We start from the raw sequence: 15,708 nt of genomic DNA on the forward strand, positions 1-15,708 counted from the left end.
GTTGATAAGGTGGAAAACTCAAATCTCATATCTAAATACTAATATCTAAATACTCCAACCATGGTTCCTTTTTTAAAGCAAGTCGCACAAGATATACAACATCGGTTTGGCAATGACCTCTCCGATATAGCCATCGTTTTTAACAATAAGCGCCCTATCACCTATCTTAAAAAACATTTGGCAGATACCTATGCTCAGGCAATATGGTCACCTCAATTTTTCACCATACAAGAGTTCTTTGGACTATCGTCCAATGGAGAGCAGGTCAGCCAACTTACCCAGTTTTTTTATCTCTTTGATCTGCACAATGAACTACTGGCAAAAGAAGGCCTCGCCCCCGAATCATTGGAAGAGTTTTATCCTATTGCCGAGATCATCCTAAGTGACTTTGGTCAGCTGGATTATGACCTTGTCCCTATTGACCATATTTATATGGAACTATACGACACCAGCCGGATTGATATCGAATTTCAGCACTTGACAGCCGAGCAGCAAGAGTTCATACGTCAATTCTGGCAATCATTCCATATGGCTGGACATACCGGTGTACAGCAACGGTTCCTCAAACTATGGAAACGTCTTCCAACACTTTACAAGAATTTCAAGGCGAAGCTAGAGGCACTTCGCCAGACCAATTTCCCAACGATATACCGTAATCTGGTAGACGGGAAAATAGACAATCCGGACTTCCTCCTCCCCTATAAAAAGATATTATTCGTGGGGTTCAATGCGTTAAACAAAGCCGAAGCCCAATTATTCCAGCGTTGGCAAGAGGAAGAGCGGGCCCTATTTTACTTCGATACCGACACCTACTACCTAGATGACATACAACAAGAAGCCGGGCTATTCATCCGTCGCAATATTTCTCAGACGGGGTTGGTCAATGCATTGGGAGATAGCCCTGATATCATCGGCAAACGCAAGGACACCGTACACCTCTATGCATCCACAGGAAAAGTAAGCCAAACAAAACTACTCCATAAGGTCCTTACGGATCATGAAAAGGAAGGAAAAAGTGCAGCTATTCTATTAGCTGATGAAACACTTCTCGTCCCCTTATTGCAAAGCCTTCCGGAACTAAAAGTAAATATTACAACCGGATTTCCCTTAACACAGTCACCTATATTTGGAGTGCTGAATCTCTGGATGGATGTCCACGAAACAATCTCACATCTAAAGAAAAGCAAACTGCCCTATCAGTACCTAGAGACCTTTTTGAACAACCCTATGACGAGGGTATCCGTAGCAGATAAAAAAGTAAACCAAGATTTTATAAATGAAAAGCAGCTTTTCGAAATCGATGTACAGGACATAGATGTCAAGAGCAGCGCCTTACCTCATTTTTTTAAACCACTGACAGAAAGCAAAGAAGTAGTCTCAACGCTAATCCATATTTTAGACAATTTGTTGATAGCTCTGGCACAGGACACACAAATTAAACAGATTGATGCCAATCTGCTCATTGAGACCAAAAAAGTTCTTAATCAACTGCAGCTCGGTTTTTCAAAAATACCTCAATTGAGCGTGTTGTTTCAAATTGGCCTGATACGTAAAGCTATTGTCTCTATCAATTCGGCTATTGAAGGGGATCCGCTAGATGGCATACAGATCATGGGATTGTTAGAAAGCCGCTGTCTCAACTTCGACCACATATATATTCTAGGTGCCAATGAAGGTATACTACCCAAAACTTCCGCAGGTATTACCTTCTTGCCCAACAATCTCCGTCGTGCCTACGGACTCCCTATTCTAGAAAACCAAGATGCGCTCACGGCCTATCTTTTCTATAGGCATTTTCAATACAGTAGCCAAATCCACATTTTCTACAATGGCATTGTAGACGAAAATAGCACCGGAGAGGAAAGCCGTTTTATACGGCAGTTGGAATTCGAAAGTCAGATTCAGTTTCAAAAACAGCAACAACAGCAACCGATTCAGTTTCCTCCTGTGGCATCAGAGCTGGTTATTCCAAAGACCGGTGCCATATGGGAGAAAATGTACCGAACCTTCATACAAGGAGGCCGTAGAATATCAGCAACCGCGCTGACGACCTACCTCGCCTCACCGTTGCAGTTTTTCTTGAAACATATTGCCGAAATAAAAGAACCGCCTTCGATATCGCAGGAGTTCGAGATGAATCGCCTAGGAACAGTAATCCATGAAGTCATGGAAAAAATACTTCAACCCTATAAAGGTATAGAAGCCTTCACATCGACCTCCGTACTAAAGGACAAAATTGAAACCGTAGACATATTGGTACAACAAGAGATTGCGGCACAATACCATATTGAAGTACAATCGCTAGGCGACTTTAATAGTCTACAACGCATCATGCACAAAATTGCCACTGAATACGTGAAGATGTACATACAATATGATGTAGACAACTACCAGTCCTTCCGTATAGTCGAGTTAGAAAATGATGAAGATTATATTATGGACTTTCCTATCCAGATCAACGATAAAACAGAGACAGTTACACTCTATGGTATTATAGACCGGGTCGATCAGGTCGTGACTGACCTAGGAGAAGTAAAAACCCGGATCGTAGACTATAAAACCGGAGCTGATATGGTAAAGTTCTCCACTATAGAGAAAGTATTCGCCCCCAACACGGAAAACAAAGCTTTGGTACAGACACTCTTTTATGCCTACGTATTCGAACAGGTCACCGGGCACCGTAACCTAGAACCACACCTCTATGTAGCGCGTAAAATGCGCGAAGAGGGCACTTTATTTTACGGCAGCTACGGTGCACTGATGGAAGGTGAGTTCTTAGCCCAGCAGAAAGAAGAATTTGTAAACTTCCTTACCAGCACGTTGGAAGAAATCTTCAATCCGGAAGTACCATTTCAACATAATCCAGATGCCCACATTTATCCGTCCGACCCCTATACACTTTTCTATCGTAATGTCAGCGAATCAGTCGAACCATAGATATACCGGATACCATTGGAAAGCTTTTCCAATGGTACTCATAAAAAAAGCGAGCTAAATTAGCTCGCTTTCGTTATTTATTATGGCGTTTTATCGCTTTATCAGCACGTCGTGTTGCAACCTCCACTTTATAATCCAGCCATTTATCTTTAAGCATCTTTCGCATTGTGTCATCAAAGAACCGCGTTATAAAAAGATTACGCGCTCCCTTTAATTTCTCGCCCAACGAATTTGCCAGCGCTCGTACAGATATTGAATATCCTTCGGTTTCATATTGAATGTAATGCCACCATCCTGCTGGCATGTAACATGTCTCACCAGGACCTATCACTGCTTCATAACCATCCAAAAGCTTCAAAGCAGGGTAATCCTCCGTACTACTTGTCTTCAGATTAGCAATACTATGAAAATTGTAAGGAAGCTTATACATTAAATCAGATTGATCATTTGGGAACAACCAGATACGTTTATACCCTTGAAACTGCGAAATGAATACATGAGACATATCGATATCAAAGTGATTACGTGTCGAAGATCCCTCCCCACCAAAGAACATATAGGGAAGACCTTGTATCACCTTGCCACCAGTTACATCGTTATAGATCACATCTTTTTTAAGTTCCGGTCTAATTTTCAACAGGTTGAATAGAAACAGACGCAATTCGGTAGGTTCTGCCGTGATTTTATCCAAGTACTCTCCGAAGGTCATCTTGCCAACGGGAGGGCTAGCGGCATAATTTTGGCTCTCTTCCTCTTTTCCGTAAACATTTATGACCTCACTTCCTGCTATCTCTTTGAAATAGTCGTAACTCCACTTCGTCCAACAGGCACTGTCTGGGCTTATAAAGTCCTTAATGATTACAGGTTGTCCCTTAGTTAGGTAATCCTTCACAAAATCCTTTGAAGCGATTCCTGATATTTTACTGACAGGTTGTAGTTTCACAAGCTTTTTATTTTATTCCCCTAATATGCAATAATACAGACCACACCATCCTTAGATTGATTATGGCAATGGAGAATCCATTCTCTTTTATTTAGAAAGATTCTAAATGCTAATTTGAGAAATTATTCTGAAAAACAAGCGATTTTCATCACTTATTTTAAATTAATAAGACCACAAATCTTGTTCCCAATCCATAATCACCTTTTTGATACGTTCAGACTCCATGAGTCTCTCGATATCATCCTGTATATAATCCTTTATACGGAGATCCTCGGGATTATCTTGCTTAATGATATAACTAGCAAACAAACGTTTGATAAATATATCATCATAACTCAAGCCCGTAGCAGCATTATGTCTATTAACGGCCTCTTTATTGACAAATACATGTCTCGCCTCTGGAAAATAAATCCAAAATGCTGGAGTAGCATCTACCGTAGGTCCGAAAGCGTCTGCGGTCGGCACAACAGGGGCTCTTTCTGGCGTCGTCGAATTCTCGTTAGCTGCACCTTCAGGTTTGACGGCAAAAGGATCAAAAGGGTCGTAATTATCGGCATCATTTGCTGCAGCACTACCTTGTACCGCATTTTCCATTCCTGGGATCTGAGGGGTAATCAGAGGCGCTATACCTACGATACGTGGTTCAAAAATAGAACGCTGCTTATCGAAAATCCAGTCTTCCTTAATTCTGAATTTAATTACATTTTCACCGCTGAAGGAACGGCTTTCGTATTTAGAACTGATAACCTCGTTGTTTTCGTTAAACTGCTCAACAAGGACACTATCACCTCCAAGACGCGCCATCACCTGATCGATAGGTAGAATCTGCATCTTCTCAAAGTTATCTCCTGTAGGATTGTCCGCCGTCGGTGTTGGATCATATGCAGTCAGCTCGCCGGCTTGGATAGCTTTGACAATAATATCCATCAATCTCGCATTGGGTGAAGCAAAAATCTGATTCATTTTTTCCCGCAGATCGAGTTCTCTCCACACCCGCTTTCTATAAAAAACGTCCGTCTGTCTGATAGGCGAATAAGAAATCACCTTACGGTTTTCAATATCTGTATTTTTATAATACCCGTCCATAGGGGGCTCATCCACCTGTGTACGAATAGGTTTCGTGCTATTTGACAAGTTAGCATCCTGTGCTACCGCTGCAAAAACCATCCCTATACAGACTATAGATAAAACTATCTTTTTCATAATAATACTTATTATGCGCTTAATTTGTAACCTGGAAAGTAATCGGCTCCAAGTTTTGTGCCACACCATCAGGACCAACTCCAACAATATCATAAATCATTACAACCGAACCTGCTTTAATCCCACTCAATCCTGATTTCATCTGTGCACTGAAATCATTGCCAGAAGAAGAATAAGGCCCGATAGGATCTACTCGAGGTATAGCTATATACATATTGAATTTAGTCACTCTAAATTTGGCATCAAAATCAAAATTATCCAACGAAGCAGACACTACTGTCTGTCCACGCAATTGCGAAGCAGAAATACGTCCTCCTGTTTTTCCTCCCACACGAGCGGTTGGTTTTGGTATACGTTTCACACGAAACTTCGAAGTACCCAGGTTTTGTGTTTTACCATCAATAGTAGCCGTCACTGCCAGCGATACATCTCCAGGAGAAGAAACCCGTGCAATATACTTCGCATCACCCTTTGCGGTCAGATTCACCCCAGATCCCGATACTTTTAAACTTTCTACAGGTACACCTGGAGCAGAGATTGAAATAGGATTATCAACACCGATATACAATACATTCATTGCATCAGGAGACACCACTGCTGAAGGCTTAGAAACCTGAAAAGTCATCGGTTCGGTTTCATACGTTTTCACAGTACCATCCGTCTGCTGTACACGGATAGATCCACGCCAGGTATGCGTACCTACACCTGGTGTTAATGAATACGTCCCTTGTCCATCTACGACTGGTATAGAAGATCCATTGACCGAAATCTGAGGACTTGATTTAGAATCGTAAGCCGTAAGGAATACCTTTGCTGTATAAGGCTGTCCTGCGATTAAATAGGATGTTGGAGCTACAGCTACAGCAGCAAATTTATCAAGATTGACCACCGCCTGATCCATCTTCCCAAATATATGCTTGACTACAGCTGATTCCGCATTCTTCGCATCCGCATTGATTTTATCTAACGCTGTTATAGCTGCTGTCAAAGGAATGCCATCACCAAAATTAACATCTTCCCAACTTTTCTTAACTCCTCCTCTAGGAGCAGGATCCTCCGCCGACAACGCAAAACTCACTTCATTATTCGTCAGTTTCTTTAGCTCTTCTGATGTCTTATTGATTAAATCGCGTAACTGTTTACCTCTTCCCTCATTAATCATCAATCGAGCGGAGATGTCTGTACTACTGCGGAACTTGACATCGCCAGTTTCCTCATCCATACCACCACCTTCACCAGATAATGTTTGATTATACTCCGTTAGTTTAGCCGTCAATTGAGCGACTAATTTCTGAGCTTCTTCGGCTTTAGTCAACAGTGGCTGCGCGCGTTCCGGGTTCTCCTTCATTTTGGTCTCCCGAAAAGCTAAAAACATATTATCAATACCAGCCTGTGTATTTTGAGTCGATGTATTCAAACTATTCCCTAGATTTCTAAAAGCGTCCAGGATAGAATCCGATACATTTAGCGCTACTAACCCCAGTAGCACTAGATATAGGATTCCGATCATCCGCTGCCTAGGTGTTTCCTTATGTCCTGCCATAGTCTCTAATTTTCCTTAAAATCTATTGTTCAATTAAAGTTCTACTTAGGAACGATTAGCATTCATTGCAGACAACATATTCCCATAAATGGCATTCAATGATGTCAAATTTTTATTAAAAGTACTTACTTGTTCTTTAAACTGTTGCATATCTCCAGATGCCTCATTAAAGGTCTGTAGATCGGCTGCTGCACGCTCAAAAGCATGGCTAAGTTGTGAAGCACCTGTAGAAGCAGCATTTAACTTGTCTGCAAACTGATTCGTAGCAGTCGCTGTATCAGCTACTTTAGAAATAGCAGCTACTTTGTCACCAAATGTGCGTAAGCCATCCCCAAGATTTCCGATGAGGTTCTCATCAATTTTTGCATCCTGTAACAATTTATCCAAGGCCGCCGTATTCCCTACTGCTGCAGCTGGCTGTGCTACGGCTACTACCGCACTACGCTTTGGAAGCTCACCATTAAAGTCTTCATCCAGCTCAGGATATACGCGAGTCCAATCCACATCTTTTTCTCCCGCCATGAATCCCATAATAAAGAATAACAAGGCTTCAACTGCTAGACCAATACCGATCATCCACTCTCCACCTTTAAAGTGAAGAATCTTAAACATCAAACCGATAATAACTACAGTCGCTCCCCAGTTGATAAGCGTGTTGATACCGAAACCAAATTTCTTTTTGCGTGCCATGTGACTAATGCTAATTTACAATGCGTTATTAATATTCTTGACTCTTTTTATATTTTAATATGCTACTCCCGGATACCTCGTCACCGATCTAAAACCGATATACGATTTTGCCGTATCTTGGTATTCATATTGTCTAGTTCCATTCTGTAAGAAAAAACCGACGTCCTTCCATGATCCCCCACGGATTACCTTACGTTTCATCGTCTCATGGTCAGATGCCTTTGCATTGTAGCTATAGGTAGGGTTCATATCATGTACGAAAGAGTAGGCTGATTCATTATAGCTAGACTGCGTCCACTCGGCCACATTACCAGCCATATTATAAAGGCCGAAATCATTAGGCCAATAAGAATAGACAGGAGCAGTATAAGCGACCCCATCGTCGATGTAGTTACCACGTCCCGGTTTAAAGTTGGCCATCAGACAGCCCCTAGCGTTGCGCGCTGTAGGTCCGCCCCAAGGGTATTGGGTGCCTACTTTTCCTCCTCTGGCAGCATACTCCCATTCAGCTTCCGAAGGCAATTGATAATCGAATCTCGGTTGTACACGATTCTTCACTGCCCGATTATTAAAGAGTTGGGTCCGCCACGAGTTAAACGCCTGTGCTTGGCGCCATGTCACCCCTACAACCGGATAATCGTCAAATGAAGGATGTGAAAAATACCCATTAACCATCGGTTCATTTGCTGCATAACTAAAATCAGCAAGCCAAACCGTAGTATCTGGATAAATCAACATCGTATCCCGCATAATAAAATCTGAACGTCTTTTGGAAGGATCATTCTTTCCTCGTACTGCAGCCTGTTGGTCATACCACTCGAAATGATATTTTAACAGACGTACATCCAATTCGTTACGACCAAAAACACGATCTTCTCCTTGATAGAACATGCTTCCCAAACGCTCACGCTTATCCTTATCCCCAGTCTTCCAAGGAGACTGCTTATCGACTTTATCCCAATCAATATAGCGTTCGCCGCTGCCATCATCCGCAGCAAGGAAATAAGAATCATCTCCCAAGAAATTATGAATCAAAATTGAATCTCTTACCCAGTGTACAAACTGACGATATTCGCTATTGGATATTTCAGTATCGTCCATATAGAATGGAGCGATAGTTACCTGACGGTTCTGAGCTGTTTGCGAGAATCCGATGTCTTCGTCCGACTGTCCCATGATAAAGGTACCACCAGGAATAAGAACCATTCCGTGCGGTGTTTTATTCGCCTTCAACTTATCCAACCGTACGCCTACTAGCTCACCTGTATTACTTGGTCCTTTACATCCCAATGCAACTACTGCTATCAGTGCGCATAGAAGACCATAAGACAATCTGTAACGATTAAATTTCATAAACTAATAATCTAAGCTAAAACTTCTCTATTGAGCATCCATATCAAACATCAAAAAGCTAACCAAAAAGTCTATTTTCGACATCTTAAGACAAAAACTCTAAGAAAAAAACTTCTCTAAACCCAATCAGCAAAAGAAGCACCTAAAAATAGGTGTTAATTATGTTATTCAATCAAGAATCTTCAAAAAAAAGTAAAAAAAATCGCAGAAGCCCTTTTTTAACACTTTTTAACGTTACCCCTGAATTCGATAAATATCTATTTATTGACCTGTTTGATATACTGCTCTACCGCCATCGTCATACTTGGTGCACTAGGTGTAGGAGCTGGAATATCCAACAATAATCCCTTTTCCAATAATGCCTGCTGTGTACTCGCACCAAACGCCGCTATACGGGTATTGTTCTGCACGAAGTCAGGAAAATTCTCATAAAGAGATTGTACACTAGACGGGCTAAAGAAGACAATTACATCGTAAAACACATCTTTCAGATCCGCTATATCACTGATAACAGTCCTAAACAGAACTGCAGGAGTAAAATCGTATCCATTATCCTGAAGCCACTTTTGAGTTTCTTCATTAGCAACATCCGAACAAGGGAATAAAAACTTCTCTTTGCTGTGCTTCTTCAAGACTTCTTCCAAATCTTTGGCCGTTTGCTTTCCAAAGAATATCTTACGCTTTCTGTATTGAATGTACTTCTGCAAGTAAAGTGCAATTGCTTCAGAGATACAAAAATATTTCAACTCTGCCGAAACCTCAAAACGCATCTCTTCGCACACTCTGAAGAAATGGTCTACAGCGTTTTTACTCGTAAATATTACTGCAGAAAAGTCAGAAAAATTAATACGATCTTTTCTAATATCTCTAGCAGGAACTCCCTCTACATGAATAAAACCACGAAAATCCAATTTTAGATTATACTTTTCCGCTAACGTAAAATAAGGTGACTTATCATTCTCAGGTTTTGGTAAAGTAACCAACACACTTTTTACTTTTTTTGCTCTCGCAACGTCGATCTGCATAAAATTCTATCTTTAATTGTTTAGTGTTTTCACTAATATTAAAATCGGTGCAATTTCTAAGCTGCAAAGATACAGAATTAAATAAAAGATTGAAAACCTAAGATTTCCCACAACACTATAAGCTGTTCGTAAAAAGCGGTATAAGAACAAGATAGACACCACAATAAGAAAGAAAATTAATATTATCTTAAAGTAGGAAGTAGGAAAAAAGGTAACGAAAAGTAATAAAGGCATTAATATTAACATACTATTAAAGTATACTAAATATAGTACTGCTACATACTCCCGAACGAGCCGTTCGACCTCAAATACGACCGCAATAATGCGAACCATCAATATCTTAGCGACAAATAGTATCGCCACAAGTACAGAAATCTGTATAAAATTAGCAACAGTGACCTCGCTCATAGGACTATAAGCCGAACGATAGAGGAGGATAAATAAGCCTAAGGAAAAACTAAAAATGATATATAAAAAGATGTAAGGCCAGGAGGTCATCACGTTATCTTCCTTACTGATTTGTGCCAGTACCCTATCATTGAAGAACCCGTATATAATATTCTGAAAGTTGGAATAAAAAAACAGCCGTACCAAGCCTATACCCAAAAACAGCAATATCAGCACACCGATAATCCATAAAGGGCGATCCACCTTTTGAACCGCTTGCATGGTAGGTGCTTGCTTATGCTGATCAAGACTAGCCGTAAACTCCATCCAAGAAAGAAAATCATTATCTGTCACCGTAATTTGTCGACGTAGGCTATCCAGATATGGATTAGGTCTATTGTTGTCCACGAAAACATACAATCTCGCTAAAGAATCTTTTTTCACCTGTATTGCGGACAAGGAGTCCTGTGTAGCCCGCAACAATGAATCTGACAAAGGAACTGCTGTCTGGGCCTTCAAGCTAGCAAACGAGAATACTACTACAAATAGCATCAAAAGATATCCCAATTTTTCCCTAATTTGCAGTGGCCTATTCTTTGTTTTCATGTATGCTCAAAGGTAGGATTTTTGTCAATAAAAACTAAACGATTCTATGGGAGATACAATCAATAGATGTCCTTGGTGTGGAGATGATCCACTATATGTGGCATACCATGACAAGGAATGGGGAAGAAAAGTCACTGACGACCGCATCCTATTCGAATTTTTACTACTTGAATCTGCTCAAGCCGGGTTGAGCTGGATTACGATATTACGAAAGCGCGAGGGATACCGTCAACTTTTTGCAGACTTTGACCCTAATAAAGTAGCAAAATACACAGAAGAGCAAATTGACACCACAGTACAAAACCCAGCTATCATACGCCATCGGGGCAAAGTAGCAGCGGCCGTTACGAATGCACAGATTTTTCTAGATATACAGAAGGAGTTTGGTTCGTTTTACAAGTACCTGTATACCTTCTTGCCCAATGGACAACCTATAAAGAACAGTCTTCGCTCCATGAAAGATGCACAAGCTAGTACGCCTGAGTCGGACGCACTATCCAAAGATCTAAAGAAACGGGGTATCAAATTTTTTGGCAGCACAATATGTTATGCATTCATGCAAGCCACCGGCATGGTCGACGATCATTTGGACTCCTGCCACTTTAAAGGCTAAGCTCCACCTGAGACCTCCTTGTAAATATCGGGGAGGTTTCTGCATTGACCATTATAGTCCAACCCATACCCTACTACAAACTCTGGTGCGATTTCAAAACCTACGTACATAATATTATCGAACTCATATTGCAGACACTCTGGTTTAAACAACAAAGTACACACGGCTACACTGCCCACATTAAGTTTCTCCAAAGCTTCCATCGTATATTTCAATGATCGCCCCGAATCGACCACATCCTCGACTATGACAATATTCCGCCCCGTCAAATCCATCCCAACACCTATCAGTTCATGTATGTTACCCTGTGCCGTACCTGCATAGGAAGCCAATTTAACGAAGGACATCTCACAGGGAATATGCACCTGTTTCATCAAGTCCGCCATAAACATAAATGAACCATTCAGCACGCCTATAAAGACCGGATGTTTGTCTGCGTACTGCACATTGATATCGATACCGATCAACCGAATTCTCTTTTTGATTTCATCATATTCTATAAAAGGCTCAAACTTCAAGTTATCAATTTCAATCGTGCGCATCTTATTTAGTTCTTTTTTTCTTTATTAAACAATTTATCGAGGATATATTTCTTATCTGTTTCCTCTCTTTCCATTTCTTCTATCAAACGTTCGTGCTCGTCTACTACATCCACTGACACCGTATCCCTGATCAATGGAGCAGGCGGACGTAACCCTGGCTGGAGCACAACGTCATAGAAACCATAATTGGCATGTACATTCACCTCCTTCAGATCGCCTACTTTGGTCATAATAGATCCATAAGTATTAAAATGACGCTGCACCCAAGGTTTAAGATGTCCGGTGTAGTCGAATGAAGCGAGCCCGGTTTTAGGTCTAGGCACAATACTGGACAAGAACAAACTCTCCCCAAGATTGAGTTCCTGTGGCCGTTTCTTAAAATAATACTGAGACGCCTCCGCAATGCCGTATACATCTTTACCCCATTCGATGACGTTCAAGTAAATCTCAAATAACCGATCCTTACTGACCTGTCCCGACGCCTCCATCAACCAAACCAGCAGGATCTCTTCAAACTTCCGGGTCATCGTTTTCTTACGGCTCAAAAACACATTTTTCACCAATTGCATAGAGAGTGTACTCGCCCCACGCTTAAATTTCCTTTCCTTAATATTCGTACGGATAGACAGCTTAAACGCCTCTTCTTCAAAACCATTGTGTGAGTAGAAGAAAGGATCTTCCGTATTGCGCACCGTTGTTTTCAACACATAGGGAATCTGCGCCAATGGCGTAAAATTAGGATTACTTGGCCCTACCACGATATGTCTTACAAATGTCGTATCATCATAAGCATCATATTCAAACGGAAAATTGAGTGAATCGACCTTTGCTTTTCCCCAACTCAACACCTTCAGATCGGTATCGTCAATCGATGACTTAAACACTATATTGTCTGGATTGTCCAGCTCAACTGCAAAGTCTAAGTTGTAATCCACCTGCCCCGCGACTTCTATCCCTTCCAGACTTTCAAACAACCCGTGCGGGATAGCATCGAAAAAATTCTGTGCTGTAAATGGCCCCGTCCTTAAAGACAGCTCAATTTTTTTATGGGGCTTGATCGTAAACCTAGCTTTGGGAGAAATAGAGAATTCTTTGACCGTTATTTTAGATTTGTCGGTCAGAGCGACGTAATCATTAGCTATGGCTATTCCCCCTGTCGCCAACCCATGTGGCAATATTACAGCTTCATCAGATAGTCGTCTATGCCTTACAACAAGATTATCATACTCCACTGCTCCAGTCAGATGCAATAAATCCTTCTCTACCTTACGGATACCGCTAAGATCAAAAACCAAACGATCAAAACTGATTCCCAGTCCATATTTCCCTCTCAAAAAAGGCAGCTCCGTATTCTTCTCCTTCGAGGAGACTTCCACTTTCAATTTCTGACCATCTCCATCTACATATCCTTTTAAGCGCCATTCCGCATCATGATCATTAAGAAAAAGGCTCGTTTCAAAATCTCCATCATCAATAATTGCCTGAGGCACTCGTATACGCTGATGTAACAGGCTATCGCGGTAAGAGATCTCAAAATCATTCATCCGCATATTATTAGGTACCTTAGAAAATATTTGCTTGGCAAGCCGTTGTGCCCATTCTGCAAAGTTGCGTTCATTAGGTTCTTCTATCGCTGTCGAATCTTTCTCCTTTTTACGGAAGAGAAAATCATAATTGCTCAATGTATCCCGTTTCACAAAGGAGACCTTACCATGATCAAGATCAAAATGACCGATCTTGACATCTCCAAATAACAAAGGCCATATCCGAATACCCACCCCAAGATGATCCATCGCAGCGAGTGTATCCCGGCCAGTAGGCACTACTGTAACACCGTCGAAAATAACGCTAGCCAAGCCGTCAAACCGATAACTATCCACTTTAAAATCGATTTGATAGTCTTTTTTAAGCTTAGCCTGCGCTTTTCTGACTGCAGCATCAAGATAACCTTCACGCTTGGACATTGCAAAAGCAAAAGCCCCCCCGATTAAAATAATAAGGGTTCCCAAGGCTATTACAAGCCACTTTTTCCGTGATACTGAAAATCGCATATCTAACTCGACCTATTTGGACGTTAAACTTAGATAAAAAGCGTGAAAATATCCAAAAGATACAAAAAAAATAGCTCTTTATTTACACTTAATACAGATATCGAGGAGCATGCTTTTAAAACAAAACCAAACATTTATCCGACAATGAGGTTCCTAATTTTAAATCTACCTGCTGACCTATATCGGCGGGCATGATGCAACCAACGAGAACCCCACAGCATCTATGCACTTGGAATAAACGAAGAATAGTGTTATTTTAGACCATACTTAAACATAAACGCTACTAGAATTATGAACAAACGGGAATTTTTAAAAAGCAGTGCTATAGGTGCGTTAGGTCTTCTCCTTTCCCCCTCTATACTAAAAGCTTTCCCCACAGATCGTCGCTTGCGGACTGCACATATCGGTGTTGGTGGCATGGGTCGGGCAGACTTGGATGCCATTTCATCCCATCCGAATGTGGATATTTTCGCACTATGCGATGTAGATGCCTTAAACCTAGATGAAGCGCACAAGCTACACCCTAAAGCTCGTATCTTTTCAGACTATCGAAAGATGCTAGCAGAACTTGGTGACCAGATTGATGCCGTCATTGTATCTACCCCCGATCATACCCACGCTCCAGCCTCACTATTGGCCATGCAAATGAACAAACCGGTCTATTGCCAGAAGCCGTTGACGCACTATGTGTCGGAATCACGTGAAATGAAAAGAGTGGCAGCTGAAAAAAAATTGGTTACCCAGATGGGAATTCAGGTGCATTCTTTCTATGACTACAAACTAGCGACGCATTTGATTCAATCCGGTATCATTGGCAAGGTTCACACGGTACATGCCTGGTCTCCAAAAAACCACGGCTACGATGGTCCTCCTCCTCAGGGAGAGGATCCGATCCCAGAAACGTTAGATTGGAACTTATGGGCAGGCACTTCACCTAAAAGACCTTATAAAAAAGACGTATATCATCCAGGACGTTGGAGACAATTGATGGATTACGGTTGTGGTACTTTGGGCGATATGGGGGTACATATTTTTGACACACCTTATAATGCGCTGCAGCTCGATGTACCGCGCACCATAGTCAATGAGTGTAGACCTACCAATGGGTTTGGTTTTCCAGAGCACAATAAAGTTACCTATGAATTCCCAGGCACTGCATACACCACCTCTTCGTTAAAATGGATCTGGTATGATGGCCCTGGGGCACCGGCAATAAATGAAGATTTAACGCTACCCAATATGCAAGCTGTTAAAACAGAAGCAAAGAAACAGGACGATCCGGCTGTATTATCCTTAGACCCAGGAATAGCGGGCGACGGCCAACTCCCTGAACAGGGCGCGATGTTTGTCGGTACCAAAGGGCGTTTGTTACTGCCACACTTTATGCAGTTGCCGAGAAAGATTGTCAACGGGCAGTACGTCGATATCTCCGATGAAATAGAAAAGGTATCCGCCAAGTATAATCTGGGCAAACCTGTCCGTGACTACGACAAAGAAGGGGCTAAGCACTACCACCAGTTTGTAGATGCCTGTTTGGGTAAAGCAGAATGCTCAGCTCCCTTTGATTACGCTTCGCGACTTACGGAAACCATCCTTCTAGGAACCATTGCTGGACGTTTCCCTGGCGAAACCCTACATTGGGATGCTAAAAAGGCTAAGTTTAAGGAGGAAAAAGCAAACCAATATTTACAAGGCAACTATAGGACTTTTTAAGAAAAACAGTTGTTTTAATTTATACAGAAAAGGTTTCCACCCTGAGGATGGAAACCTTTTTCTATATAAAAACGCCTGTTACCACTTCTTTCTACCCTCCTC

12 protein-coding genes are annotated in these 15,708 nt (G+C 41.5%); 3 read left to right on the top strand and 9 right to left on the bottom strand.

From position 1 onward, the window contains the following. Positions 1-60 precede the first annotated feature (60 nt). Complete coding sequence (locus CLV99_RS18770; protein ID WP_133586049.1) at positions 61-2,937, top strand: PD-(D/E)XK nuclease family protein; 2,877 nt, start codon at positions 61-63, stop codon at positions 2,935-2,937. A gap of 73 nt (positions 2,938-3,010) precedes the next feature. Here the strand turns inward: CLV99_RS18770 and CLV99_RS18775 are convergent, their stop codons facing one another. The 7 genes from CLV99_RS18775 to CLV99_RS18805 form a co-directional block, all read right to left on the bottom strand. After that, complete coding sequence (locus tag CLV99_RS18775; protein ID WP_133586050.1) at positions 3,011-3,880, bottom strand: cupin-like domain-containing protein; 870 nt, start codon at positions 3,878-3,880, stop codon at positions 3,011-3,013. 162 nt (positions 3,881-4,042) lie between these two features. Further along, positions 4,043-5,083, bottom strand: coding sequence for a type IX secretion system ring subunit PorN/GldN (gene porN, locus CLV99_RS18780; RefSeq protein WP_133586051.1), 1,041 nt, complete (start codon positions 5,081-5,083; stop codon positions 4,043-4,045). A gap of 19 nt (positions 5,084-5,102) precedes the next feature. Further along, on the bottom strand, positions 5,103-6,626 hold the full coding sequence (porM, locus tag CLV99_RS18785; RefSeq protein WP_133586052.1) for a type IX secretion system motor protein PorM/GldM: 1,524 nt from the start codon (positions 6,624-6,626) through the stop codon (positions 5,103-5,105). Positions 6,627-6,671: 45 nt separating this feature from the next. Continuing rightward, on the bottom strand, positions 6,672-7,316 hold the full coding sequence (porL, locus tag CLV99_RS18790; protein WP_133586053.1) for a type IX secretion system motor protein PorL/GldL: 645 nt from the start codon (positions 7,314-7,316) through the stop codon (positions 6,672-6,674). Positions 7,317-7,370: 54 nt separating this feature from the next. Continuing rightward, a complete protein-coding gene (gene porK, locus CLV99_RS18795; protein WP_133586054.1) occupies positions 7,371-8,669 on the bottom strand; it encodes a T9SS ring complex lipoprotein PorK/GldK in 1,299 nt (432 codons plus the stop codon). A 257-nt stretch (positions 8,670-8,926) separates the two neighbouring features. Next, positions 8,927-9,694: a uroporphyrinogen-III synthase gene (locus CLV99_RS18800; protein ID WP_133586055.1), complete on the bottom strand. Its 768-nt coding sequence runs from the start codon at positions 9,692-9,694 to the stop codon at positions 8,927-8,929. Between the two features lie 12 nt (positions 9,695-9,706). Continuing rightward, positions 9,707-10,687, bottom strand: a complete 981-nt coding sequence (locus CLV99_RS18805) for a DUF4271 domain-containing protein (RefSeq protein ID WP_133586056.1) — start codon at positions 10,685-10,687, stop codon at positions 9,707-9,709. 46 nt (positions 10,688-10,733) lie between these two features. Between CLV99_RS18805 and CLV99_RS18810 the strand changes: the two genes are divergently transcribed. Continuing rightward, the gene (locus tag CLV99_RS18810; RefSeq protein ID WP_133586057.1) at positions 10,734-11,300 is read left to right on the top strand and encodes a DNA-3-methyladenine glycosylase I; all 567 of its coding nucleotides are present in this window, start codon (positions 10,734-10,736) and stop codon (positions 11,298-11,300) included. Here the strand turns inward: CLV99_RS18810 and CLV99_RS18815 are convergent. Beyond that, the gene (locus tag CLV99_RS18815; protein ID WP_133586058.1) at positions 11,297-11,842 is read right to left on the bottom strand and encodes a phosphoribosyltransferase; all 546 of its coding nucleotides are present in this window, start codon (positions 11,840-11,842) and stop codon (positions 11,297-11,299) included. The two genes, CLV99_RS18810 and CLV99_RS18815, sit on opposite strands and share 4 nt — an antisense overlap. A gap of 5 nt (positions 11,843-11,847) precedes the next feature. After that, positions 11,848-13,893: a transglycosylase domain-containing protein gene (locus tag CLV99_RS18820; protein ID WP_133586059.1), complete on the bottom strand. Its 2,046-nt coding sequence runs from the start codon at positions 13,891-13,893 to the stop codon at positions 11,848-11,850. Between the two features lie 291 nt (positions 13,894-14,184). On the opposite strand from CLV99_RS18820, the gene CLV99_RS18825 reads away from it, so the two are divergent. Continuing rightward, complete coding sequence (locus CLV99_RS18825) at positions 14,185-15,606, top strand: Gfo/Idh/MocA family protein (RefSeq protein WP_133586060.1); 1,422 nt, start codon at positions 14,185-14,187, stop codon at positions 15,604-15,606. The last annotated feature ends 102 nt before the right edge of the window (positions 15,607-15,708 follow it).

The sequence above is a fragment of the Sphingobacterium yanglingense genome, from assembly GCF_004363245.1.
Taxonomy (GTDB): Bacteria; Bacteroidota; Bacteroidia; order Sphingobacteriales; family Sphingobacteriaceae; genus Sphingobacterium; species Sphingobacterium yanglingense.